This window comes from Variovorax sp. UC122_21 (assembly GCF_044056785.1).
Classification (GTDB): Bacteria; Pseudomonadota; Gammaproteobacteria; order Burkholderiales; family Burkholderiaceae_C; genus Variovorax.
This window is the reverse complement of sequence record NZ_CP172004.1, coordinates 987,373-1,009,561: the sequence shown is the minus strand read 5'-3', so window position 1 is coordinate 1,009,561 and position 22,189 is coordinate 987,373. Positions and strand designations below refer to the sequence as shown.

The following is a 22,189-nucleotide window of genomic DNA, read 5'->3' as shown; positions in this document are numbered from 1 at the left end:
GCGGATGAATGAGCGTCTACAGAATCCGGGACTCCGTAGAAACCCTGATTCTCATGACGACTCGACGAACACTCCTGGGCCTCGGTGGCCTGGGCCTCTTCCATGGACTGCTGAGCGCCTGCGGCGGTGGCGGCGGCAATGCCGGCGGCCCCGCGCTCCCCTTTCCGCCGCCGGCGCCCGCTCCCGCGCCCGCGCCTTCCCCCGCGCCCGCCAGCACCTGGCGCATGCCCGACGAGGGCGGTGCCCATCGCGCCGTCTGGATGGCGTTCGCCGCGCGCGAATCGATCTGGAGCGCCGAGCTGCGCGAGCCGGTGCAGCGCGCGCTGGCACGCATCGCCAATGCGATCAGCGTCCATGAGCCGGTGAAGATGCTCGTGAACGCCGAGGATGCCGCCACGGCGCGGCAGCTCTGCGGCTCCAACGTGCAGCTGATCGAACACCCGATCGATGACCTCTGGATGCGCGACACCGGTTGCGTGTTCGTGCGCAACGCCCGCGGCGAGCGGGCCGCCGTGAACTTCAACTTCAACGGCTGGGGCCGCAAGCAGCCGCATGCGCGCGACGCCACGGTGGCGGCGCGCATGGCCGGGCTCGCGGGCGTGCCGCTGCTGCGCAGCCGCCTGGTGCTCGAAGGCGGCGGCATCGAGGTCGACGGCGAAGGCACGGCCATCGTCACCGAGAGCTGCGTGCTCAACGAGAACCGCAACCCGGGCGTGACCAAGGCCGCGGCCGAGGAAGAGCTCCAGCGCCTGCTGGGACTCACCAAGATCATCTGGCTGCCCGGCATCGCCAACCGCGACATCACCGATGGTCATACCGACTTCTATGCACGCTTCCTCAAGCCGGGCGTGGTGGTGGCGGCACTGGACAACGACCCCGAGTCCTTCGACCATGCCGTGACCCGGCGCCACCTGGAACTGCTGCGCACGGCGACCGATGCGCGCGGACGCGCCCTGCGCATCGTCACGCTGGCCACGCCGGGCCGGGTGCGCCCCATCTACGCACGCAAGGAGTTCGCGGCCGGCTACGTGAATTTCCTGCTGACCGACAAGGCCCTGTTCCTGCCCGAGTTCGGCGATGCGGCGGCCGATGGGGCGGCCCGCGCGGCGCTGTCCGCGGAACTGCCGAGCCACCAGGTCGTGCAGCTCGACATCGATGCCATCGCCGCGGGCGGCGGCGGCATCCACTGCACCACGCTGCAGGAGCCGGCGTGACCCCGAACGCTTTCGCCAGGAGACCGACATGCATTTCTCGATGACCCGCCGCCGCCTGACCAGCGCCCTCGGCCTCGCGCCGCTGGGCTGCATCGCCATCGCACCCGCAGCCGCGCCCGACAGCTGGCAGATGCCCGACGAAGCCGCGCCGCACCGCGCCACCTGGATGTCCTTCGGCCCGAGCGAGGCGATCTGGGGCCGGCGCCTGCTGACGCCGGTGCGCCAGCACCTGGCCCGCATCGCGCGCACCATCGCCGAGTTCGAACCCGTGCACCTGCTGGTGCGCGAACGCGAACACGACCTGGCCGCTCGCCTGTGCGGCAACCGCGTGCGGCTCGAGGTGCAGCCGGTGGACGACCTCTGGATGCGCGACACCGGGCCGGTGTTCGTGCGCAATGGCGCCGGCGAATGGGGCGGCGTCGACTTCAACTTCAACGGCTGGGGCGGCAAGCAGGCCCATGCCGACGATGCCGAGGTAGCCGGCTACGTGAGCGATGCCGCCAAGGCACGGCCGCTGGCGACGGAGCTGGTGCTCGAGGGCGGCGGCATCGAGGTCGACGGCGCGGGCACGGCGCTGATCACCGAGAGCTGCGTGCTCAACGCCAACCGCAATCCCGGCTGGCGCAAGGAGGACTGCGAGGCCGAGCTGCGGCGCCTACTGGGCCTGCGCAAGATCATCTGGCTGCCCGGCATCGCGGGCCGCGACATCACCGACGGCCACACCGACTTCTATGCGCGCTTCGCGGCACCGGGCATCGTGGTGGCGGGCCTCGAGAACGACCCCGATTCCTACGACCACGCCGTGACCCGGCGCCACCTCGAGATCCTGCGGCAGGCCACCGACGCGCGCGGCCAGCGGCTGCGCGTGGAAGTGCTCGCGGGGCCGGACTCGGTGCGCGACGCCTACGACGGCGAGGAGTTCGCGGCCGGCTACATCAACTTCTACGTCTGCAACGGCGCCGTCATCGCGCCGCAGTTCGGCGATGCGCGCGCCGACGGCAACGCCCGCGCATTGCTGCGCGAGCTGTTCCCGCAGCGCGAGGTGGTGCAGCTGGACATCGATGCCATCGCCGCGGGCGGCGGCGGCATCCACTGCACCACGCAGCAGCAGCCGCGTTGAAGTTCCTCAGGCCACCGGCGGCAGCCGATCGAGCAGCTTGTCGAGCGTGATCGGATAGCTGCGCACGCGGATGCCGGTCGCGTTGTAGACCGCGTTGGCAACCGCGGCCGCGACGCCGCACATGCCGAGCTCGCCCACGCCCTTGGCCTTCATCGGCGAGGAGATCGGGTCGGTCTCGTCGAGGAAGACCACGTCCTGGTGCGGGATGTCGGCATGCACCGGCACCTCGTAGCCCGCGAGGTCGTGGTTGACGAAGAAGCCGTGCCGCTTGTCGACCGCCAGCTCCTCCATCAGCGCGCCGCCCACGCCCATGGTCATCGCGCCGATCACCTGGCTGCGCGCGGCCTTGGGGTTGAGGATGCGGCCCGCGGCGCAGACCGCGAGCATGCGCCGCACGCGGATCTCGCCGGTGACGGCATCGACGCCGACCTCGACGAAGTGCGCGCCGAAGGTCGACTGCTGGTACTTCTTGTCGAGGTCGCCGTACTCTATGCCGTCCTCGGCCGACAGGCCCTCGGCGCCCGCGGCCTCGGCCAGCGGCACCGCGCGCTCGCCGGCGCGCACCATGCCGTCGGCAAAGCTCGCATCGGCGACCGCGAAGCCCAGCTTGCCCGCCACCGCCTCGCGCAGCTTCATGCAGGCCGCGAACACGCCCGAGGTCGAGTTGTTCGCGCCCCACTGCCCGCCCGAGCCGGCCGAGGCCGGATAGGCCGAATCGCCGAGCCGCACCTGCACCTTGTCGAGCGGCAGCCCCATGGTCTCGGCGGCGGTCTGCGCGATGATGGTGTACGAGCCGGTGCCGATGTCGGTCATGTCGGTTTCCACCGTGACCATGCCGCGGTTGTCGAGCCGCACGCGCGCGGCCGACTTCGTGAGCAGGTTGTTGCGGAAGGCCGCGGCCACGCCCATGCCCACGAGCCAGCGGCCGTCGCGCTGTTGGCCCGGCGACGCGCTGCGCCGGTTCCAGCCGAAGCGCTCGGCGCCGGTGCGCAGGCATTCGATGAGGCTGCGCTGCGAGTACGGGCGCTCGGGCTTCTCGGGATCGACCTGGGTGTCGTTGAGCACGCGGAACGCGATCGGATCGATTCCGAGCTTCTCGGCCATCTCGTCCATCGCGACCTCGAGCGCCATCAGGCCCGGCGCCTCGCCGGGCGCGCGCATCGCGTTGCCCTCGGGCAGGTCGAGCACCGCGAGCCGCGTGGCCGTGAGCCGGTTCGCGCCGGCATACAGCAGCCGCGTCTGGTTGACCGCCGTCTCGGGCTGGCCGCCCTCGAGGTCGCCCGACCAGCCCTCGTGCGCGATGGCCGTGATGCGGCCATCGCGCGCGGCGCCGATGCGGATGCGCTGCACGGTCGCGGGCCGGTGCGTGGTGTTGTTGATCATCAGCGGCCGCGTCAACGCCACTTTCACGGGCCGGCGCGCCGCGCGCGCGCCCAGCGCGGCGAGCAGCGCATCGGCGCGCACGAACAGCTTGCCGCCGAAGCCGCCGCCGATGAAGGGCGAGACCAGGCGCACGTTCTCCTTCGGGATGCCCAGCGTCTTGGCGACGTCGCCCACGCCCCAGGCGATCATCTGGTTGGCGGTCCAGATCGTGAGTCGGTCGCCCTGCCACTGCGCGATGGAGGCATGCGGTTCCATCATCGCGTGCGACTCGTCGGGTGTGCTGTAGGTCGCGTCGAGCTGCACCGGCGCCGCGGCGAAGGCGCCCGCGAAATCGCCGACCCTGGTCTCCGGCTCGCCCGACATGGGATTGGCCTTGGGCGGCTTCGCCGACGCCATCTCGGCAGCGAGGTCGAAGCGGCCGGCCGCGCGCGTGTACTCGATGCGCACCAGTTGCGCCGCGGCGCGCGCCTGCTCGAAGCTCTGGGCCACGACCACGGCCACCGCCTGGTGGTAGTGGTCGATCTCGGGGCCTGCCAGCAGCTTGGCCGTGTTGAAGTCGCCCTTGGCGAGCTTGCCGGCATTGCGCGCGGTGACGATCGCCAGCACGCCCGGCGCGGCCTGCGCGGCGCGCAGGTCCATCGAGGCGATGCGGCCCTTGGCGATGCCGGCGCCGATCACGTAGCCGTAGGCCGCGCCGGGCACTTCGGCGTGGCGCTCGTAGGCATAGCGCGCGCTGCCGGTGGTCTTGACCGGGCCGTCGATGCGGTCGGTCGGGCGGCCGATGACCTTGAGCTGGTCGATCGCGTTGGTGGTCGCGGGGGTGTCGAATTTCATGATGTTCAGCTCCTCGCCTGCACCAGGGCCGCCGCGAGCGCGCGTTCGGCCAATGACAACTTGAATGCGTTCTCGTGGGTCGGCCGCGCATCGGCCAGCAGCCGTGCGCTCACCGCGCGCGCGCCCTGCGGCATCGCCGCCTCGGCGGCCTCGATGCGCCACGGCTTGTGCGCCACGCCGCCGAGCGCCACGCGCCCGGTGCCGTCGCGCTGCACGATGGCCGCCACCGACACCAGCGCGAAGGCATAGGAGGCGCGATCGCGCACCTTGCGGTAGATCTGCGTGCCGCCCACGGGCCGCGGCAAGGTCACGCTGGTGATCAGTTCGTCGCGCTCGAGCGCGGTCTCGATGTGCGGCGTGTCGCCGGGCAGCCGGTGGAAGTCGGCGATCGGAATCACGCGCGTGCGTCCGTCGGGCTTCACGGTCTCGACGGCCGCGTCGAGCACGCGCATCGCCACCGCCATGTCGCTCGGATGGGTCGCGATGCAGGCCTGGCTGGCGCCGATCACCGCGAGCTGCCGCGTCACGCCGCCGATGGCGCTGCAGCCGCTGCCGGGACGGCGCTTGTTGCAGGGCTGGTCGGTGTCGTAGAAGTAGGGACAGCGCGTGCGCTGCAGCAGGTTGCCGGCCGTGGTCGCCTTGTTGCGCAGCTGGCCCGAGGCGCCGGCCAGCAGCGCGCGCGACAGCACGCCGTAGTCGCGGCGCACGCGCTCGTCGGACGCCAGGTCGGTGTTGCGCACCAGCGCGCCGATGCGCAGGCCGCCGTCGGTGGTCGCCTCGATGCGGTCGAGCTTCAGCGGGTTCACGTCGACCAGGTGCACCGGCGCCTCGATCTGCAGCTTCATCAGGTCGAGCAGATTGGTGCCGCCCGCGATGAACTTGGCGCCGGGATGGCCGGCCACGGCCGCCGCGGCCTGCGCGGGCGTCTGCGCGCGTTCGTAGGTGAAGGGCTTCATGCGCGGCTCCCGGCCACCTCGGTGATGGCGTCGACGATGTTCGAGTAGGCGCCGCATCGACAGATGTTGCCGCTCATGCGCTCGCGCAGCTCGTCGGCCGACAGCAGCGGCCGCGCCGTGAGATCGGCGCTCACGTGGCTGGGCACCCCGCGGCGCACCTCGTCGATGGCGCCGACCGCCGAACAGATCTGGCCCGGCGTGCAGTAGCCGCACTGGTAGCCGTCGTGCTTGACGAACGCGGCCTGCAGCGGATGCATGGCCTGCGGCGTGCCGAGTCCTTCAATGGTCGTGACCTGGGCGCCCTCGTGCATGACCGCGAGCGTGAGGCAGGAATTGATGCGGCGTCCGTCGAGCAGCACGGTGCAGGCGCCGCACTGGCCATGGTCGCAGCCCTTCTTGGTGCCGGTCAGGTGCAGGTGTTCGCGCAGTGCGTCGAGCAGGGTCGTGCGCGTGTCGAGTTCGAGCGCATGCGATTGGCCATTGACCTGCAGCGAGAGTCGGGTGGGAGGCATGTTCGTGGGCGGTGGTGATGCCGCGGCCGGTGCGGCCGCAGCGGGCAAATGAGACGAGACCGCCGCGGCGGTGGCGGCGGTCGCGATGAGCGCGTCGCGCCGGGTGATTGACGTCGAGGGCGATGTCGTGGGGCTTTCCATGGGGGACTCCTGTTGTTCGAGGGTCGGGTGCGCGTGGGAACACTCTGATAGCGCGAGCCACCGGGGTTCGCAGTAGGAGAAGGGAGGCTGTTGGGTCCCGTGGGGGCTCGTCGCGCGAGGACCCTGGGCGCCAGCGCTCGTTCGCCCGTCTGGTGTGGGCGTGGCGAAGCACCATTCTTGGGACGTGCTCGCAGAATCGATTGCGCGTTTCGCGCGTTTTCTTGCCTGATTCGACGAGCTTGTGCAGTCGCGCGGCGATGCGAACGTTCGCGTGTAAGAAGGCGGGCTTACAAGTGGCTGTGGCTACGCCTGACGCTGCGAGCCAGCAACACGGTCGCGCCTACCTGCATCCCAACGAAAAAAGTCCCGTCGCATGGGCTGCGCGGGACTTTCAGAAACTGACCTGGATGATCCTGGCGGAGAGTGTGAGATTCGAACTCACGGACGGTCGCCCGTCGGCAGTTTTCAAGACTGCTGGTTTAAACCACTCACCCAACTCTCCGGAGCCGGCGATTCTATGCCGAGCCCGCCCCGTGCTCAGTCCTCGGGCAGGAACAGGGTCTGCAGGTCGCTGAGGAAATCGAGCCCGCGCTCGGTGGGCCACACGCGGCTCAGGTCGCGTTCGACGAGGCCCTTGCGCTCGGCCTCCTCCAGGCCGCGCTGGATCGCGGTGAAGGCCAGGCCGGTGCGCTCGCCGAACTGCATCAGCGTGAAGCCGGCCTTCAGGCGCATGGCGTTCAGCATGAACTCGAACGGCAGGTCGGCCAGCGCGACCTCTTCGCTCTGCGCGACGGCGGTGCCGGCACGGGCGTTGTCCATGTACAGGCGCGGCTCGCGAAAGCGCACCTGGCGCACGATGCGATGGGCGAAGCTGAGTTTGCTGTGGGCGCCGGCGCCAATGCCGAGGTAGTCGCCGAACTGCCAGTAGTTGAGGTTGTGCGCGCAGGTGTGGCCGGGCCTCGCATAGGCCGAGACCTCGTAGCGCGACATGCCGATGGCGCCGGTGCGCTCGGTGATGCGGTCGAGCATGGCGTAGGCGATGTCGTCCTCGGGCAGTTGCGGCGGGAACTTGGCGAACCAGGTGTTCGGCTCGATGGTGAGGTGGTAGACCGACAGGTGCGGCGGCGCGAGCGCGAGCGCCTGCGTGAGGTCGGCATCGAGCTGCTCGATCGACTGGCCCGGCAGCGCGTACATGAGGTCGAGGTTGAAGGTGTCGAACGAGGCCGCGGCCTCCTCGGCGGCGGCGATCGCCTGGGCGCGGTCGTGCACGCGGCCCAGCGCCTTCAGGTGCTCGTCGTTGAAGCTCTGCACACCCAGCGACAGCCGGGTGACGCCGGCCGCGCGGTAGGCGCGGAAGCGGTCGCGCTCGAAGGTGCCGGGGTTGGCCTCGAGCGTGATCTCGCAATCGGGCGTGAGCTTCAAGCGCGCGCGCACGTCGCCCAGCAGGCGGTCGATGGCCCGGGGCGAGAACAGGCTCGGGGTGCCGCCGCCGATGAAGATGGCCTGCACGCCGCGGCCCCAGATCAGCGGCAGCGCGGCGTCGAGGTCGGCAATGAGCGCGTCGATGTAGGCGGACTCGGGCATGCCGTCGGCCTCGGCGGTGCTCGTGGCGCGCCACTCGTGGGAATTGAAGTCGCAGTACGGGCACTTGCGCAGGCACCACGGCAGGTGGATGTACAGCGTGAGCGGCGGCAGCGCCGTCAGCTGCAGCGGGCCCGGGCGCATCCAGTGCAGCACGTCGTTGGCATGCGGCGCGCCGACCGGCGCGGCGGGCTGGATGGGAACGATGGACGAGGGGCCGGTCACAGCCATCGCTCGCGCATCAGCGCCAGCATGGCGCGCGCGGCCTGGCCGCGGTGGCTGTGGGCATTCTTCACCTCGGGCGTGAGCTGGGCGAAGGTCTGGCCGAAGGCGGGCAGGTACATCACGGGGTCGAAGCCGAAGCCGTTGTCGCCGACCGGCGCCGGCGCGATCTCGCCGGCCACGCGGCCGACCGCGATCAGCGGCTCGGGGTCGTCGTGGCGGCGCAGCGCGACCAGTGTGCTGACGAGCGCGGCGCGGCGGTTGGCCTGTCCGGCCAGTTGCTCGAGCAGCGCCTTCACGTTGTTGGCATCGCCCTTGGGATAGCCGAACTGGGTGGCGTAGTAGGCGGTGTCGACGCCCGGCAGGCCGCCGAAGGCATCGACGCACAGGCCGGCGTCGTCGGCGATGGCGGGCAGGCCGGTGGCGGCGCTGGCGTGGCGCGCCTTGGTCAGGGCGTTCTCGACGAAGGTGCGGAACGGCTCCTCGGCCTCGCTCACGCCGAGCTCCGACTGCCGCACGAGCGTGACGTCGAGTTCGGCGAAGAGCTGCTGCAGTTCGGCCAGTTTGCCGGCGTTGTTGGAAGCCAGGACGAGTTTCATACGTGGAAAGGAATAACTGCGGCGGCCTTCTGCGGGCCGCGGTTCATGGCTGCTACTTCGACTGCAGGGCCTGCTGCTGCAGGACGACGAGTTCGCCGATGCCCTTTTCGGCCAGGCCCAGCAGCAGGTTCATCTCTTCGCGCGTGAAGGCCACGCCCTCGGCCGTGCCCTGCACTTCGACGAAGTGGCCGGCGCCGGTCATGACGACGTTCATGTCGGTGTCGCAAGCGGAGTCCTCGGTGTACTCGAGGTCGAGCAGCGGCGTGCCACCGACGATGCCCACCGAGATGGCGGCGACATGGCCCTTGATCGGCGAAGCGGCCAGCGCTCCGGCGGCGATCAGCTTGTTGACGGCGTCCTGCGCGGCGACGAAGGCGCCGGTGATGGCGGCGGTGCGGGTGCCGCCGTCGGCCTGCAGCACGTCGCAGTCGAGGTGGATGGTGCGTTCGCCGAGCGCGGCGAGGTCGAACACGGCGCGCATCGAGCGGCCGATGAGGCGCTGGATCTCCTGCGTGCGGCCGGTCTGCTTGCCCTTGGCGGCCTCGCGGCTGCTGCGGGTGTGGGTGGCGCGCGGCAGCATGCCGTATTCGGCCGTGACCCAGCCTTCGCCGCTGCCCTTCTTGTGCGGCGGCACCTTCTCCTCGACCGAGGCGGTGCACAGCACGCGCGTCTGGCCGAACTCGATCAGCACCGAGCCCTCGGCGTGGATGGTGAAGCCGCGCGTGATGCGCACGGAGCGCAACTGGTCGGCGGCGCGGCCGCCGCTACGGGTGAAAGCTGTCATGGTCTGCTGAAGAAAAAGGAAAGGAAAAACGCGGGTACGCCCCCGGTCGGGATGGCGCGGAACGATTCAGGTCTTGCGGGCCGCCGAACGCCGGATGGCTTCGTTGATCTCGGCGATGGAACGCTCGATGGCGTCCTCGTCGAGGTCCTCGATCTCGTCGTCGGCAAGCATGCCGGCCTGGATGGTCGAGGCGAACACGCCGTCGCTGATGCTGTCGGTGGAGATGCCGGGCTCCTCGCCGGGCGCGTCGGGCATCTCCCACTCGAGCGCGATCAGCGTCACGTTGTCGCTGTGCGAGCCGCCCTTGCGCAGCGCCATCTCGGCGAGGTCGGGGGCGGCATCGGACACGGGCTTGCCCGACGACAGGGTGTGCACGATGAGCGCGTCGTCGAGCACGCCCCAGACGCCGTCGGAGCACAGCATGATGCGGTCGCCGCGCTGCAGCGCGAGCGGGGCCGACACGTCGAACAGCGGCGTGGTGGGCGAGCCGAGGCAGGTGAGCAGCAGGTTGCGGTTGGCGGGCGAGGACTCGGACACGCCGCGGTGGCGCGGGCGCTCGGCATGCGAATGGTCGAGCGTGCGCACCAGCAGCCGGCCGTCGCGCACGACGTACAGGCGCGAGTCGCCGCAGTGCATCCAGGTGGCCATGCCGGCCTGCAGCACGGCCGCGACGACGGTGGTGCGCGGCGTGTCGAGCATCGCCTTGCTGCTGGCGTAACGCATGATCTGCTGGTGCGCAGCCATCGCCGATTCGGCGAGGAAGGCCTTGGGGTCCTTCACCATCGGCCGCGCCTCGCGCTGGTAGAGCGCGGCCACGGTCTGCAGCGCGATCTGCGCGGCCACCTCGCCTTCGGGATGGCCGCCCATGCCGTCGGCCAGCACGAACAGGCCCGATTCGCGCGTGTAGCAGTAGCCCATGCGGTCTTCGTTCTTGACGCGGCCGCCCTTGCGGCTGACCTGGAAGACGGAAAACTTCATGGCCGCGTCTCCAGGCGGGCAAGGATCGAGGAGGCGATGCGCTGCGTCTTCATGCCGGACGGGTCGTCGGTGCCGCCGCGCGGGGCGCGCTCTTCTTGTCGAAGGAGCGGATGTTGTCGATCGAGAGGCGCACCTTCTCGCTCACCGTGAGCTTGGTGTAGCGGCGCTCGCCCTCGCGGCTGAGTTCCTTCTGCAGCGCGAACACGGACTGCGGGCGCGAGAGCGGATCGAGCGACATGCACCACTCGACCACCTCGATGAGGTTGTCGGAATAAGACGCCACGCAGGCGCGACAGCGAGAGGCTCAGGCGGTCCTTCTCGATGCGGCGCGGCGCGTCGTTGGGCGGGTAGCCCTGCATGCAGGCGTAGATGCAGGCGCCGATCGCGTAGATGTCGGTCCAGGGGCCCATCGATGAATCGCGGCGGTACATCTCGGGCGCGGCGAAGCCGGGCGTGTACATCGGGCGGATGAAGATGCCTTCCTTGCTGAGCACCTCGCGCGCGGCGCCGAAGTCGATCAGCACGGCCCGGTCGTCGTCGGTGACGAAGATGTTGGCGGGCTTGATGTCGAGGTGCAGCATCTTGTACTGGTGCACGATGCGCAGGCCACGCAGGATCTCGTCGAACAGCGAGCGGATGGTCGATTCGCGGAACACCTTCTGCCGCTTGAGGTCGCGCGCGGTGACCACGAAGTCCTGCAGGGTCGCGCCCTCCAGGTAGTTCATGACCATGTAGACGGTCTCGTTCTCGCGGAAGAAGTTGAGCACGCTGACCACCGAGGCATGCGAGATCTGGGCGAGCGAGCGGCCTTCCTCGAAGAAGCTCTTGAGGCCGAGGCGGTACAGCGAGAGCTTCTCGGCCGGCACCTGCGGGGCGAGTTCGCCGGGGCCGCGGGTGGCGAGCGAAGACGGGAGATACTCCTTGACCGCGACCTGCTGGCCGCTGGGGTCGATCGCCAGGTACACCACCCCGAAACCGCCCGCCGACAACCTGCGAACGATGCGGTAGCCACCGATGATCGTATCGGGCGGCAGAGGTGACGGCTTGACCTTTGACATAATCCGGGAGTTTCGCCCGAAGGCGATGGTGCGGCAAGCGAACGCCGTGCCGGTGCCTCGGTGAATGCAAGCAGAACCACAGAGAGGCGCAATGCCAGTTTACAGCATGACCGGCTATGCCAGCGGCCAGAACGGCCCCTCGGGCAGCCACGCCGAAGCCGACGCGCGGCCCTCCGCCGCGGGCCGGCTCGGGGTCGAAATCCGCTCGGTCAACAGCCGCTTTCTCGACCTCACCTTCAAGCTCCCCGAAGAGCTGCGCCAGCACGAGACCGCCCTGCGCGAACTGCTGACCGGCCGCCTCAAGCGCGGCAAGGTCGAGCTGCGCGCGGCCATCGAAACCAATGCCCAGGGCGGCGTGGCGGAGCCTTCCGTCAAGCTGCTGCAACGGCTCAACGGCGTGCAGGACGGCATCAAGGCCTGGCTGCCCGGCGCGCGCGAGCTCAGCGTGGCCGACGTGCTGCGGCTGGCCGGCAGCGACAGCGCGCCGCGCGGCGACTGGGGCGCCGACCTGCTCGAGGTGGCCGGCAAGGCACTCGAGGCGCTGGTGTCGGCCCGCCAGCGCGAAGGCGCGCGGCTGGCCAAGATGCTCGAGGCCCACCTGGGCCAGCTGCGCGAACTGGTCGCGCAGGCCGGCCCGCTGGTGCCGCAGCTGGTCGAACAGCAGCGCACCCGCTTCCTCGAACGCTGGCAGGAGGCCATGGGCCTGGGCGCCAACGGCGGCGGCACGCTGCCCGAAGCGGCGCAGGACCGCGCGCTGACCGAGGCGACCGCGTTCGCGATCCGCATCGACGTGGCCGAAGAACTGACGCGGCTGAACTCGCACCTCGACGAGATCGAGCGACTGCTCAAGAAGGGCGGCGAGATCGGCAAGCGGCTCGACTTCCTGATCCAGGAACTGCACCGCGAGGCCAACACGCTGGGCTCCAAGTCGGCGGCGCTGGAACTCACGCGCATCGGCGTGGACATGAAGGTGCTGATCGAGCAGATGCGCGAGCAGGTCCAGAACATCGAGTGAGCGAGCGAGTGAAGGAAAGCATGGACTATCCCGGCAACATCTTCGTGGTTGCGGCGCCCAGCGGGGCCGGCAAGTCGAGCCTGGTGAAGGCGCTGATGGAGCTCGACTCGGCGGTGCAGCCCTCCGTGTCGCACACGACGCGCCCGCCGCGCGGACAGGAGAAGCACGGCCGCGAATACTTCTTCGCCTCGACCTCGGAGTTCGATGCGATGGTGGCCTCGGACGCCTTCGTCGAATGGGCCCATGTGCACGGGCAGCGCTACGGCACCTCCAAGAAGGCGATCGAGGAACGGATCGCCCAGGGCGCCGACGTGATCCTCGAGATCGACTTCCAGGGCGCGCTGCAGATCCGCAAGGCCTTCGCGAACGCGGTGATGATCTTCATCCTGCCGCCGAGCTGGGAGGAGCTGCGCTCGCGGCTGGAACGCCGGGGCGAGGACAGCGCCGCGGTCATCGAACTGCGGCTGCAGAACGCCGCCGAAGAGATGGCGCAGGCCGGGAAATTCGATTTCGTTATAATCAACGAGTTATTTGAGCGCGCACTGTTCGATCTCAAGGCGATCGTCCACGCTCAGCGGCTCCGGTACTCCGCACAGCGACGCGCGCGTGCCGACACTTTCGCCGCCTTGAACATCCCCTGATTCCACGCTCACCGACCGAAAGATCCCATCATGGCCCGCATCACCGTCGAAGACTGCCTGCAGCAGATCCCCAACCGCTTCCAGCTCGTGCTCGCCGCGACCTACCGCGCGCGCATGCTGAGCCAGGGCCATGCCCCGAAGATCGAAAGCAAGAACAAGCCGGCCGTGACCGCGCTGCGCGAGATCGCCGAAGGCAAGATCGGCCTGGAAATGCTCAAGAAGGTTCCCGGCTGATCGCTGACGCAGGCTTGCAACGGAAAAGCACCGCGACGCGGTGCTTTTTTTACGCCTGATCACGTCCACACAGCGGTCACGCTAAAGTGATAGCCATGAGCGCGGTCGCAAAATCTCAGTCCCATGCCCCTGCGGGCACGCCGAAGCCGAGCCCGGCGGCGCTGAATGCGGCCGCCGCCAGCTTCGCGGCCCTGACGGCGCGGCTCGATTACCTGGGCCCCGAAGACACCGAGCTGGTCCGCCGCGCCTACCGCTTCGCCGACGAGGCCCACCTGGGCCAGCTGCGCAACAGCGGCGAGCCCTACATCACCCATCCCATCGCCGTGGCGGCGCAATGCGCCGAATGGAAGCTCGACGCGCAGGCCCTGATGGCCGCCCTGCTGCACGACGCCATCGAGGACTGCGGCGTCACCAAGCCCGAGCTGATCGAGCGCTTCGGCGCGCCGGTGGCCGAGCTGGTCGACGGCCTCACCAAGCTCGACAAGCTGCAGTTCAACACGCGCGAGGAGAACCAGGCCGAGTCCTTCCGCAAGATGCTGCTGGCAATGGCGCGCGACGTGCGCGTCATCCTGGTCAAGCTGGCCGACCGCACGCACAACATGCGCACGCTGGCCGATGCGCCGCGCGAGAAATGGGCGCGGATCTCGCGCGAGACGCTCGAGATCTACGCGCCGATCGCGCACCGGCTCGGCCTCAACCAAACGTACCGCGAGTTACAGGAACTGTCGTTCCGGCACCTCAAGCCGTGGCGTTATGCAACGCTGGCCAAGGCCGTGGCCAAGGCGCGCGGCCGCCGGCGCGACCTGATCCAGAAGGTGCAGCGCGAGGTCGAGACCGCCTTCGCCGCCGCCAACATGACGCTGCGGATCGCGGGGCGCGAGAAGACGCTCTATTCGATCTATCGCAAGATGGAGGAAAAGCACCTGAGCTTCGCGCAGGTGACCGACATCTACGGCTTCCGGCTGATCGTGCCGAACGTGATCGCCTGCTACACCGGCCTGGGCATCCTGCACCAGATGTACAAGCCGTTGCCGGGCAAGTTCAAGGACCACATCGCGATCGCCAAGCTCAACGGCTACCAGTCGCTGCACACCACGCTGGTGGGCCCGGCGGGCGTCAGCGTCGAGTTCCAGCTGCGCACCGACGCCATGCACGTGGTGGCCGAATCGGGCGTGGCGGCGCACTGGCTCTACAAGGCCGCGGACCCGAGCACGGCCAGCAACGATCGCCTGGGCACCAAGTGGCTGCAGTCGCTGCTCGACATCCAGGACGAGACGCGCGACGCCGCGGAGTTCTGGGACCACGTCAAGGTCGACCTGTTCCCCGACGCCGTCTACGTCTTCACGCCCAAGAGCCAGATCATGGCGCTGCCGCGCGGCGCGACCGTGGTCGACTTCGCCTACGCGATCCACAGCAACATCGGCGACCACACCTCGGCCGCGCGCATCAACGGCGACCAGGTGCCGCTGCGCACCGAGCTCAAGAACGGCGACGTGGTCGAGGTGATCACCGCGCCGGTGTCCACGCCCAACCCGGCGTGGCTGGGCTTCGTGCGAACCGGCCGTGCGCGCTCGAAGATCCGCCACTACCTCAAGACCCTCGCCCATGCCGAATCCGAAGGCCTGGGCGAGAAGCTGCTGGCGCAGGCCCTGCGCGCCGAAGGCCTGGGCAAGCTGCCCGAGGACGATGCCGAGCACCAGCCGCTGTGGGAAAAGCTGCTGCGCTTCACCGGCAACCGCTCGCGCGCCGAACTGCTGACCGACATCGGCCTGGGCAAGCGCATCGCGAGCATCGTGGCCAAGCGGTTGATGGCGCTCATGGCCGAGCTCGGCGAGCGCCCCGACGCGCTGCTGCTGAGCCGCGAGCGCTTCATCTCGCACGAGACCATCTCGCAGGGCGCGGTCACGCTCGACGGCAGCGAGAACTCCTCCGTGCGCTTCGCGCTGTGCTGCCGGCCGATCCCGGGCGACCCGATCGTGGGCTATCTCGGCCACGGCGAAGGCCTGGTGGTGCACACCGAGGCCTGCGGCGTGGGCCAGCGCCTGCGCCACAAGGACAGCGAACGCTTCTTCGCGGTCGAGTGGGCCGACGAGCCGACGCGCGCCTTCGAGACCGGCGTGATCATCACCGTGCGCAACGACAAGGGCGTGCTGGCGCGCGTGGCCGCCACGCTGGCCGATGCCGAGGCCGACATCACCCACGTCGAGATGGCCGACGAAACGCCGCAGGATTCGACCGACCTGCGCTTCGTGATCGCGGTGCGCGACCGCTCGCACCTCGATGCGGTGCTGCGCTCGGTGCGCCGGACCACCTCGGTGCTGTCCGCGGCGCGCACCGTTCCGGCAGCCTGATTACACGGCGGCCGGCCCTGGCGCCGGATAGACGACCGACAGCAACTCGACCTCGTGCGTGCCACCCGGCGTGACGAGCTTGACCACATCGCCCTCCCGCGCCTTCAGCAGCGCCCGCGCGATCGGCGAGATCCAGCTGACCTGCGACTGCGCGCTGTCGGCCTCGTCGATGCCGAGGATCGTCACGCTGCGCTCGTCGCCGTTCTCGTCCGCGTAGCGCACCGTGGCGCCGAAGAAGACCTGGTCGCTGCCGTGGTGCACCGAGGGATCGGTCACCTCGGCGATCTCGAGCCGCTTGGTGAGGAAGCGGATGCGGCGGTCGATCTCGCGCAGCCGCTTCTTGCCGTAGAGGTAGTCGCCGTTCTCCGAGCGGTCGCCGTTCTTGGCGGCCCAGTGCACGGCCTCGACCACCTTGGGCCGCTCCTCGTCCATCAGCTGCAGCAGCTCGGTGCGCAGCCGCGCATAGCCGGCGGGGGTGATGTAGTTCTTGCCGCCCGCGGGCAGCGGCGGCATGGCGCCGTCGGCGCCATCGTCGTCCGCGTCGGAATCGGTTTCCTTGGTGAATGCCTTGTTCAAGCGACGCCTCCGGAGATCGAAAGACAAGCGTGGCGTCCGCCGCGCGGACGAGCCTCGTACCCAAAAGAAAAGGGTCAACTCGTTTCCGAGTTGACCCTTGAAGAGTGGTGCGGCTGGCAGGAATTGAACCCACGACCCCTTGGTTCGTAGCCAAGTACTCTATCCAACTGAGCTACAGCCGCACAGCTTGCTATCATAGCATGCATTTTTGAGACTTCCCGATCCGTCGGAACAAATCTCAAAAATACGGGTGGTAGGCCGTGCTGGGCTTGAACCAGCGACCAACGGATTATGAGTCCGCTGCTCTAACCAACTGAGCTAACGGCCCACGTGGGCTCGATTCTATTCGCGCCGAAAAGGTGCCTCGCTACTTGCGGTGGCTCAGCGCGTTGCTGACCAGCTTGGACGTGATATCGACGATCTGGATCATGCGCTCGTAGGGCATGCGCGTCGGTCCGATCACGCCCAGCGTGCCAACGACCTGGCCGTCGACCTCGTAGTTGGCGCTGACGATGGACAGCTCCTCGACCGGCACCACCTGGCTTTCGCCGCCGATGAAGATGCGCACGCCCTCGGCCTTGCTCGACACGTCGAGCAGCCGCATCAGCTGCGCCTTCTGCTCGAACAGCTCGAAGGCGCGGCGCAGCTGCCCCATGTCGCTCGAGAAGTCGCTGACCGCGAGCAGGTTGCGCTCGCCCGAGATCACGACGTCGTCTTCCTGCGATTCGCTCAGCACGTCAGAACTGACCTTCACGGCCGCCTGCATCAGCGCCGCGATCTCGCCGCGCAGCGTGTCGACCTCGGACTGCAGCCGGTCGCGCACCTGCTCGATCGTCAGGCCCGCGTAGTGGGCGTTGATGTAGTTCGCGGCCTCGACCAGCTGCGACTGCGAGTAATCGGCCTCGGGAAAGATCACGCGGTTCTGCACGTCGCCTTCGGGCGAGACGATGATCACCAGCAGCCGGCGGTCCGACAGGCGCAGGAACTCGATCTGCTTGAACACCGACGAGCGCCGCGGCGCCATCACCACGCCGACGAACTGCGAGAGGTTCGACAGCAGGTGCGCCGCATTGGCGATCACGCGCTGCGGCTGGTCGGGCGCGAGGCTCGGCGCGGCCAGGTGCTCGCGCTGCGCGGTGAGCATGGTGTCCACGAAAAGCCTGTAGCCGCGCGCCGTGGGCACGCGGCCCGCCGAGGTGTGCGGACTGGCGATCAGCCCGAGCGACTCGAGGTCCGACATCACGTTGCGGATGGTCGCGGGCGAGAGGTCCAGGCCCGAGGAACGCGAGAGCGTTCGCGAGCCGACAGGCTGGCCTTCGGCGATGTAGCGCTCGACGAGCGTCTTGAGCAGCAACTTGGCGCGGTCGTCCAGCATTGCAAGATTTTAGTGTTGTAATTTGTAGCCATGACCTCTCCCTTTCGTCACGTCGCGCTGATCGGCAAATACCAGGCTTCCGGAGCCCGGTGCGGCGAGCGCGACAGCGTGATGGAAGGCATCGCGAGTTTTCTCGAATCGCAGGGCTGCAAGGTCTACGTCGAGCAGCCGCGCGAAGGCGAACCGGCCCAGGCCCTGCCCACCGGCGACCGCTACGAAGCGCTCACGGTCGAGCAGATCGGCCAGCAGTGCGACCTCGGCCTGGTGGTCGGCGGCGACGGCACCATGCTCGGCATCGGCCGGCAGCTCGCGGCCTTCGGCATCCCGCTGATCGGCATCAACCGAGGCCGGCTCGGCTTCATCACCGACATCCCGCTCGACAACTACCAGGCCACGCTGATCCCGATGCTGGCCGGCGAATACGAGGAAGACCACCGCAGCCTGATGCACGCGCAGGTGATGCGCGACGGCGCCGTGGTGTTCGATGCGCTCGCGATGAACGACGTGGTGGTCAACCGCGGCGCGACCTCGGGCATGGTCGAGCTGCGGGTCTCGGTGGGCAAGCATTTCGTGGCCAACCAGCGCGCCGACGGCCTGATCATCGCGTCGCCCACGGGCTCGACGGCCTACGCGCTGTCGGCCGGCGGGCCGCTGCTGCATCCGGCGGTGCCGGGCTGGGTGCTGGTGCCGATCGCGCCGCACACGCTGTCGAACCGCCCGGTGCTGCTGCCCGATGCCGACGAGATCGTGATCGAGCTCGTGGGCGGGCGCGATGCCAGCGCGAATTTCGACATGCAATCGCTGGCCTCGCTCGCGATCGGCGACCGCGTGGTGGTGCGCCGCTCCGATTTCAGGGTGCGCTTCCTGCATCCGCGCGGCTGGAGCTATTTCGACACGCTGCGCAAGAAACTGCATTGGAACGAAGGAGGCTCCTGAGATGGCGCTCAGACGCATCGCACTGCGCGATTTCGTGATCGTGCGATCCCTCGAGATCGACCTGTCGGGCGGCTTCACGGTGCTGACCGGCGAAACCGGCGCGGGCAAGTCGATCCTGATCGACGCGCTGCAGCTCGCGCTGGGCAATCGCGCCGATGCGGGCGCGGTGCGCGAAGGCGCCGAGCGGCTCGACGTGAGCGCGGAGTTCGACCACGATCCGGCCTTCACGGCCTGGCTCGACGAAGGCGGCTTCGAGGCGGGCGATGCCCTGCTGCTGCGCCGCACCGTCGACCTGCAGGGCCGCAGCCGCGGCTGGATCAACGGCAGCCCCGCCACCGCCACGCAGTTGCGCGACATCGGCGACCGGCTGCTCGACATCCATGGCCAGCACGCCTGGCAGAGCCTCACGCGGCCCGACGCGGTGCGCGGCCTGCTCGACGCCTACGCGGGCGTGCGCACCGATGCGCTCGACGCCGCCTGGCAGGGCTGGCGTCAGGCGCTGTCAGCGCTCGAACAGGCGCGCGGCACGCAGGATTCGCTGCAGCGCGAGCGCGAGCGGCTGCAGTGGCAGATCTCGGAGGTCGCGAAGCTCGCGCCCGGCACCGACGAATGGGAAGAGCTGTCGTCGAGCCACACGCGCATCTCGAACGCGCAGGCGCTGATCGATGCGGCCCAGGGCGCCAGTCAAGCGCTCGAGGACGAGGACAACGGCGCGCTGGCCGCGCTCTCGCGCGCGGTCACGCTGCTGCAGAACTGCGAACACATCGAGCCCGAGTTCCGCGCGCTCGGCGAAGTGCTGTCCTCGAGCATCGCGCAGGCCGCCGACGCCGCGCACTCGCTGCACGGCTACCTGCGCGACGCCGACACCGACCCGCAACGGCTGGCCGAGCTCGACGAACGCATCAGCCTGTGGATGTCGCTGGCGCGCCGCTACAAGCGCCCGCCGGCCGAACTGCCGGCGCTGCTGGCCGGCTGGCAGGCCGAGCTGCAGGCGCTCGACGCGCAGAGCGACCTCGAAGGCCTGGAACGCGCCGAGCAAGCGGCGCAGCAGGCCTACCTGAAGGAGGCCCGCGCGCTCGGCAAGCTGCGCAAGCAGGCCGCGCCCGAAGCTGGCCCAGGCGGTCACGCAGGCGATGCAGGGCCTGGGCATGCAGGGCGGCCGCTTCGAGGTCGATCTGCAGCCGCTGGCCCAGCCGGGCAAGGCCGGTCTCGAGGAGATCGCCTTCCTGGTCGCCGGCCACGCCGGCAGCACGCCGCGCCAGATCGGCAAGGTGGCCTCGGGCGGCGAACTCTCGCGCATCGCGCTGGCGATCGCGGTCACCACCAGCCAGCTCGGCACCGCGCAGACCTTGATCTTCGACGAGGTCGATTCGGGCGTCGGCGGCGCGGTTGCCGAGACCGTGGGCCGGCTCATGAAGCAGCTGGGCCGCGACCGCCAGGTGCTCGCGGTCACCCACCTGCCCCAGGTGGCGGCCTGCGCCGACCACCACCTCGTGGTCGCCAAGCGGCAGACCGCGGGAACCGGCGGCAAGGACGGCCCGCGCACCGAGAGCGGCGTGTCGCTGCTCGACGGCGACAGCCGCGCGAACGAGATCGCCCGCATGCTGGGCGGCGAGAAGGTCTCGCAGACCTCGCTCGCCCATGCGCGCGAGATGCTGGGCCACAAGACGCCGGCGGCCGCCTCATGAAGGCGGCGCGCCAAGACCACGGGGCCGCGCGATGAGCCTCGACCTGGTGCTCATCACCGGCATGTCGGGCTCCGGCAAGTCGGTCGCGCTGCATGCGCTCGAGGACGCGGGCTACTACTGCGTCGACAACCTGCCGCCCGAGCTGCTCACGCCCTTCATCGCGCTGCAGCACGCGCAGAACGCCCAGCGCGTGGCGATCGCGATGGATGTGCGCAGCGGCGTCTCGCTGCCGATCGTGCCGCAGCAGCTCGAGGCGCTGCGCAGCGACGGCGTGTCGCTGCGCTCGCTGTTCCTCGACGCGACCACCGATGCGCTGCTGCGCCGCTATTCGGAAACCCGGCGCCGCCATCCGCTGTCGAGCCAGGAAGGCCGCACCGACGTGCCCGACCAGCAGCGCGTGCTGGTGCAGGCCATCGAGCTCGAGCGCGAGCTGCTGGCCGACCTGCGCGAAGGCGCCGACGTGATCGACACCAGCCTGATCCGGCCGGCGCAGCTGCAGAGCTACGTCAAGTCGCTGATCTCGGCGCCGCAGAGCCGCCTGACGCTGGTGTTCGAATCCTTCGCGTTCAAGCGCGGCGTACCGCTCGATGCCGATTTCGTGTTCGACGTGCGCATGCTGCCCAACCCGCACTACGTGCCCACGCTGCGGCCGCTGACGGGCCGCGACGCACCGGTGGCCGACTGGCTGCGCGAGCACGACGACGTGGCGCGCATGTACGAGGACATCGAGCAGTTCCTCACGCGCTGGCTCGATGCGCTCACGCGCGACCACCGCAGCTACGTGACGGTGGCGATCGGCTGCACCGGCGGGCAGCACCGCTCGGTGTTCCTGGTCGAGCAGCTGGCGCGCAGCTTCGGCGCGCGCTGGGGCGCGCTCAAGCGGCACCGCGAACTCGACGCGAGCTGAAGAAAGAAGGGCGAGGGACCGGGCCTCAGCCCCCGGTGCTCTCGAGCAGCTTGCGCACCGGCGCGGGCAGTCCCAGGCCCAGCCACTCCGCGGCCTCGACCCAGCGCGCCGCGTCGCCCTGCGGCGTTCCGCCATCGATGCGCACCGGATGCAGGTGCAGGTCCTTGTGGGTCAGCACGTGCACGAAGGGCGCGAGGTCCTCGCAGCGGTCGCGCTCGGCCGCGGGCAGCGCGGCCAGCAGCTCGTCGTGCGAATCGAACACCGGCAGGCAATGCAGGCCGGCCCAGATGCCCTTGACGGGCCGCTTCTCGAGCCACACGCGCCCCTTCGCGTCGCGCGCCAGCAGCACCCACAGCGACTGCGCCGTGCGCCGCAGCTTGCGCGTCTTGACCGGATAGCGCTCGGGCGAACCTTCGCGCCGCGCCACGCAGCTGTCGTTGACCGGGCACAGCATGCAGCTCGGCTTGCGCGGCAGGCAGACGGTGGCGCCGAGGTCCATCTGGCCCTGCGTGTAGCTCGCGATCGCCTCGCGGTCGTCGGCCGGGGGCAGCAATTGCGTCGCGTGGTCCCAGAGCAGGCGCTCGCTGGCCGACGAGGACAGGTCCTCGCCGAAGCCCAGCACGCGCGTCAGCACGCGCTTGACGTTGCCGTCGAGGATGGCGACGCGCTCGCCGAAGCAGAAGGCCGCGACGGCCGCGGCGGTGGAGCGGCCGATGCCGGGCAAGGTGGCCAGTTCGGCGGCCGTCTGGGGAAAGCTGCCGCCGAAGCGCGCCATCACCTCCTGCGCGCAGCGGTGCATGTTGCGCGCGCGGCTGTGTAGCCGAGGCCGCTCCACAAGCCGAAGACCTCGTCCTCGGTGCCTTCGGCCAGCGCCCGCACGTCGGGAAAGCGCTCGAGGAAGCGCGCGAAATAGCCGAGCACCGTCGTGACCTGCGTCTGCTGCAGCATCACCTCCGACAGCCACACGCGGTAGGGATCGCGCGTGTTCTGCCACGGCAGCTCGCTGCGACCATGGCTGCGCTGCCAGGCAACCACCCGCTCGGCGAAGTGCGCCGGGAGTGTCAAGGCGGCGGCCGCGGCCGCC

The 22,189-nt window shown here is 69.5% G+C and carries 17 protein-coding genes, 3 tRNA genes and 3 pseudogenes; 9 read left to right on the top strand and 14 right to left on the bottom strand.

Annotation, left to right across the window (positions count from 1 at the left end):
• The first annotated feature begins 53 nt into the window (after positions 1–53).
• Complete coding sequence (locus ACHMXE_RS17060) at positions 54–1,214, top strand: agmatine/peptidylarginine deiminase (RefSeq protein WP_395350319.1); 1,161 nt, start codon at positions 54–56, stop codon at positions 1,212–1,214.
• A 28-nt stretch (positions 1,215–1,242) separates the two neighbouring features.
• Complete coding sequence (locus ACHMXE_RS17055; protein WP_395350318.1) at positions 1,243–2,334, top strand: agmatine/peptidylarginine deiminase; 1,092 nt, start codon at positions 1,243–1,245, stop codon at positions 2,332–2,334.
• Positions 2,335–2,340: 6 nt separating this feature from the next.
• Here the strand turns inward: ACHMXE_RS17055 and paoC are convergent, their stop codons facing one another.
• The 9 genes and pseudogenes from paoC to ACHMXE_RS17010 form a co-directional block, all read right to left on the bottom strand.
• The gene (gene paoC, locus ACHMXE_RS17050; RefSeq protein WP_395350317.1) at positions 2,341–4,551 is read right to left on the bottom strand and encodes an aldehyde oxidoreductase molybdenum-binding subunit PaoC; all 2,211 of its coding nucleotides are present in this window, start codon (positions 4,549–4,551) and stop codon (positions 2,341–2,343) included.
• Between the two features lie 5 nt (positions 4,552–4,556).
• Positions 4,557–5,507 carry an FAD binding domain-containing protein gene (locus tag ACHMXE_RS17045; protein ID WP_395350316.1) on the bottom strand — a complete coding sequence of 317 codons (951 nt, stop codon included), beginning with the start codon at positions 5,505–5,507 and terminating at the stop codon, positions 4,557–4,559.
• Positions 5,504–6,160, bottom strand: coding sequence for an aldehyde dehydrogenase iron-sulfur subunit PaoA (paoA, locus tag ACHMXE_RS17040; RefSeq protein WP_093341126.1), 657 nt, complete (start codon positions 6,158–6,160; stop codon positions 5,504–5,506). Before paoA ends, ACHMXE_RS17045 begins: the two co-directional genes overlap by 4 nt.
• Before the next feature lie 414 nt (positions 6,161–6,574).
• Positions 6,575–6,662: transfer RNA gene (locus ACHMXE_RS17035), tRNA-Ser, on the bottom strand.
• A gap of 35 nt (positions 6,663–6,697) precedes the next feature.
• Positions 6,698–7,972, bottom strand: coding sequence for a radical SAM family heme chaperone HemW (gene hemW / locus ACHMXE_RS17030; protein ID WP_395350315.1), 1,275 nt, complete (start codon positions 7,970–7,972; stop codon positions 6,698–6,700).
• Positions 7,963–8,562, bottom strand: a complete 600-nt coding sequence (gene rdgB / locus ACHMXE_RS17025; RefSeq protein WP_395350313.1) for an RdgB/HAM1 family non-canonical purine NTP pyrophosphatase — start codon at positions 8,560–8,562, stop codon at positions 7,963–7,965. The genes hemW and rdgB overlap by 10 nt, the downstream gene beginning before the upstream one ends.
• Positions 8,563–8,614: 52 nt before the next feature.
• The gene (rph, locus tag ACHMXE_RS17020; protein ID WP_395350312.1) at positions 8,615–9,346 is read right to left on the bottom strand and encodes a ribonuclease PH; all 732 of its coding nucleotides are present in this window, start codon (positions 9,344–9,346) and stop codon (positions 8,615–8,617) included.
• A gap of 66 nt (positions 9,347–9,412) precedes the next feature.
• Positions 9,413–10,324 (bottom strand): PP2C family serine/threonine-protein phosphatase, encoded by a 912-nt coding sequence (locus ACHMXE_RS17015; protein ID WP_057595161.1) that lies wholly within the window; start codon positions 10,322–10,324, stop codon positions 9,413–9,415.
• A gap of 49 nt (positions 10,325–10,373) precedes the next feature.
• Positions 10,374–11,382, bottom strand: a pseudogene (locus ACHMXE_RS17010) (serine/threonine protein kinase).
• Between the two features lie 91 nt (positions 11,383–11,473).
• Here ACHMXE_RS17010 and ACHMXE_RS17005 point away from each other — a divergent pair.
• The 4 genes from ACHMXE_RS17005 to ACHMXE_RS16990 all read left to right on the top strand — a co-directional run bounded on the left by ACHMXE_RS17005 (position 11,474) and on the right by ACHMXE_RS16990 (position 15,623).
• A complete protein-coding gene (locus ACHMXE_RS17005) occupies positions 11,474–12,397 on the top strand; it encodes a YicC/YloC family endoribonuclease (protein ID WP_395350311.1) in 924 nt (307 codons plus the stop codon).
• A gap of 20 nt (positions 12,398–12,417) precedes the next feature.
• On the top strand, positions 12,418–13,038 hold the full coding sequence (gmk, locus tag ACHMXE_RS17000; RefSeq protein WP_203202718.1) for a guanylate kinase: 621 nt from the start codon (positions 12,418–12,420) through the stop codon (positions 13,036–13,038).
• Between the two features lie 30 nt (positions 13,039–13,068).
• Positions 13,069–13,272: a DNA-directed RNA polymerase subunit omega gene (gene rpoZ, locus ACHMXE_RS16995; protein WP_057595157.1), complete on the top strand. Its 204-nt coding sequence runs from the start codon at positions 13,069–13,071 to the stop codon at positions 13,270–13,272.
• Positions 13,273–13,367: 95 nt separating this feature from the next.
• On the top strand, positions 13,368–15,623 hold the full coding sequence (locus tag ACHMXE_RS16990; protein WP_209541818.1) for a bifunctional (p)ppGpp synthetase/guanosine-3',5'-bis(diphosphate) 3'-pyrophosphohydrolase: 2,256 nt from the start codon (positions 13,368–13,370) through the stop codon (positions 15,621–15,623).
• On the opposite strand, the gene greB is transcribed toward ACHMXE_RS16990, so the two are convergent.
• The 4 genes from greB to hrcA all read right to left on the bottom strand — a co-directional run bounded on the left by greB (position 15,624) and on the right by hrcA (position 17,574).
• Positions 15,624–16,199: a transcription elongation factor GreB gene (gene greB, locus ACHMXE_RS16985; protein ID WP_395350308.1), complete on the bottom strand. Its 576-nt coding sequence runs from the start codon at positions 16,197–16,199 to the stop codon at positions 15,624–15,626.
• Positions 16,200–16,304: 105 nt separating this feature from the next.
• A tRNA-Arg gene (locus ACHMXE_RS16980) sits at positions 16,305–16,381 on the bottom strand.
• Between the two features lie 69 nt (positions 16,382–16,450).
• A tRNA-Ile gene (locus ACHMXE_RS16975) sits at positions 16,451–16,527 on the bottom strand.
• Positions 16,528–16,566: 39 nt separating this feature from the next.
• Positions 16,567–17,574: a heat-inducible transcriptional repressor HrcA gene (gene hrcA / locus ACHMXE_RS16970; protein ID WP_093341149.1), complete on the bottom strand. Its 1,008-nt coding sequence runs from the start codon at positions 17,572–17,574 to the stop codon at positions 16,567–16,569.
• A 30-nt stretch (positions 17,575–17,604) separates the two neighbouring features.
• Here hrcA and ACHMXE_RS16965 point away from each other — a divergent pair, with 30 nt between their 5' ends.
• The 3 genes and pseudogenes from ACHMXE_RS16965 to rapZ all read left to right on the top strand — a co-directional run bounded on the left by ACHMXE_RS16965 (position 17,605) and on the right by rapZ (position 21,105).
• The gene (locus ACHMXE_RS16965) at positions 17,605–18,510 is read left to right on the top strand and encodes an NAD kinase (protein ID WP_203202721.1); all 906 of its coding nucleotides are present in this window, start codon (positions 17,605–17,607) and stop codon (positions 18,508–18,510) included.
• Between the two features lies 1 nt (position 18,511).
• Positions 18,512–20,198 (top strand): annotated as a pseudogene (gene recN / locus ACHMXE_RS16960) (DNA repair protein RecN).
• A gap of 31 nt (positions 20,199–20,229) precedes the next feature.
• Positions 20,230–21,105, top strand: a complete 876-nt coding sequence (gene rapZ, locus ACHMXE_RS16955) for an RNase adapter RapZ (RefSeq protein WP_203202723.1) — start codon at positions 20,230–20,232, stop codon at positions 21,103–21,105.
• Between the two features lie 25 nt (positions 21,106–21,130).
• Here the strand turns inward: rapZ and mutY are convergent.
• Positions 21,131–22,170: pseudogene (gene mutY, locus ACHMXE_RS16950) on the bottom strand (A/G-specific adenine glycosylase).
• Positions 22,171–22,189 lie beyond the last annotated feature (19 nt).

Bases quoted from the DNA above. Each gene is read 5' to 3' on its own strand.
- ACHMXE_RS17060 (WP_395350319.1), top strand. From the start codon at position 54: ATGACGACTCGACGAACACTCCTGGGCCTCGGTGGCCTGGGCCTCTTC.
- ACHMXE_RS17055 (WP_395350318.1), top strand. From the start codon at position 1,243: ATGCATTTCTCGATGACCCGCCGCCGCCTGACCAGCGCCCTCGGCCTC.
- paoC (WP_395350317.1), bottom strand. From the start codon at position 4,551: ATGAAATTCGACACCCCCGCGACCACCAACGCGATCGACCAGCTCAAG.
- ACHMXE_RS17045 (WP_395350316.1), bottom strand. From the start codon at position 5,507: ATGAAGCCCTTCACCTACGAACGCGCGCAGACGCCCGCGCAGGCCGCG.
- paoA (WP_093341126.1), bottom strand. From the start codon at position 6,160: ATGGAAAGCCCCACGACATCGCCCTCGACGTCAATCACCCGGCGCGAC.
- hemW (WP_395350315.1), bottom strand. From the start codon at position 7,972: ATGGCTGTGACCGGCCCCTCGTCCATCGTTCCCATCCAGCCCGCCGCG.
- rdgB (WP_395350313.1), bottom strand. From the start codon at position 8,562: ATGAAACTCGTCCTGGCTTCCAACAACGCCGGCAAACTGGCCGAACTG.
- rph (WP_395350312.1), bottom strand. From the start codon at position 9,346: ATGACAGCTTTCACCCGTAGCGGCGGCCGCGCCGCCGACCAGTTGCGC.
- ACHMXE_RS17015 (WP_057595161.1), bottom strand. From the start codon at position 10,324: ATGAAGTTTTCCGTCTTCCAGGTCAGCCGCAAGGGCGGCCGCGTCAAG.
- ACHMXE_RS17005 (WP_395350311.1), top strand. From the start codon at position 11,474: ATGCCAGTTTACAGCATGACCGGCTATGCCAGCGGCCAGAACGGCCCC.
- gmk (WP_203202718.1), top strand. From the start codon at position 12,418: ATGGACTATCCCGGCAACATCTTCGTGGTTGCGGCGCCCAGCGGGGCC.
- rpoZ (WP_057595157.1), top strand. From the start codon at position 13,069: ATGGCCCGCATCACCGTCGAAGACTGCCTGCAGCAGATCCCCAACCGC.
- ACHMXE_RS16990 (WP_209541818.1), top strand. From the start codon at position 13,368: ATGAGCGCGGTCGCAAAATCTCAGTCCCATGCCCCTGCGGGCACGCCG.
- hrcA (WP_093341149.1), bottom strand. From the start codon at position 17,574: ATGCTGGACGACCGCGCCAAGTTGCTGCTCAAGACGCTCGTCGAGCGC.
- ACHMXE_RS16965 (WP_203202721.1), top strand. From the start codon at position 17,605: ATGACCTCTCCCTTTCGTCACGTCGCGCTGATCGGCAAATACCAGGCT.
- rapZ (WP_203202723.1), top strand. From the start codon at position 20,230: ATGAGCCTCGACCTGGTGCTCATCACCGGCATGTCGGGCTCCGGCAAG.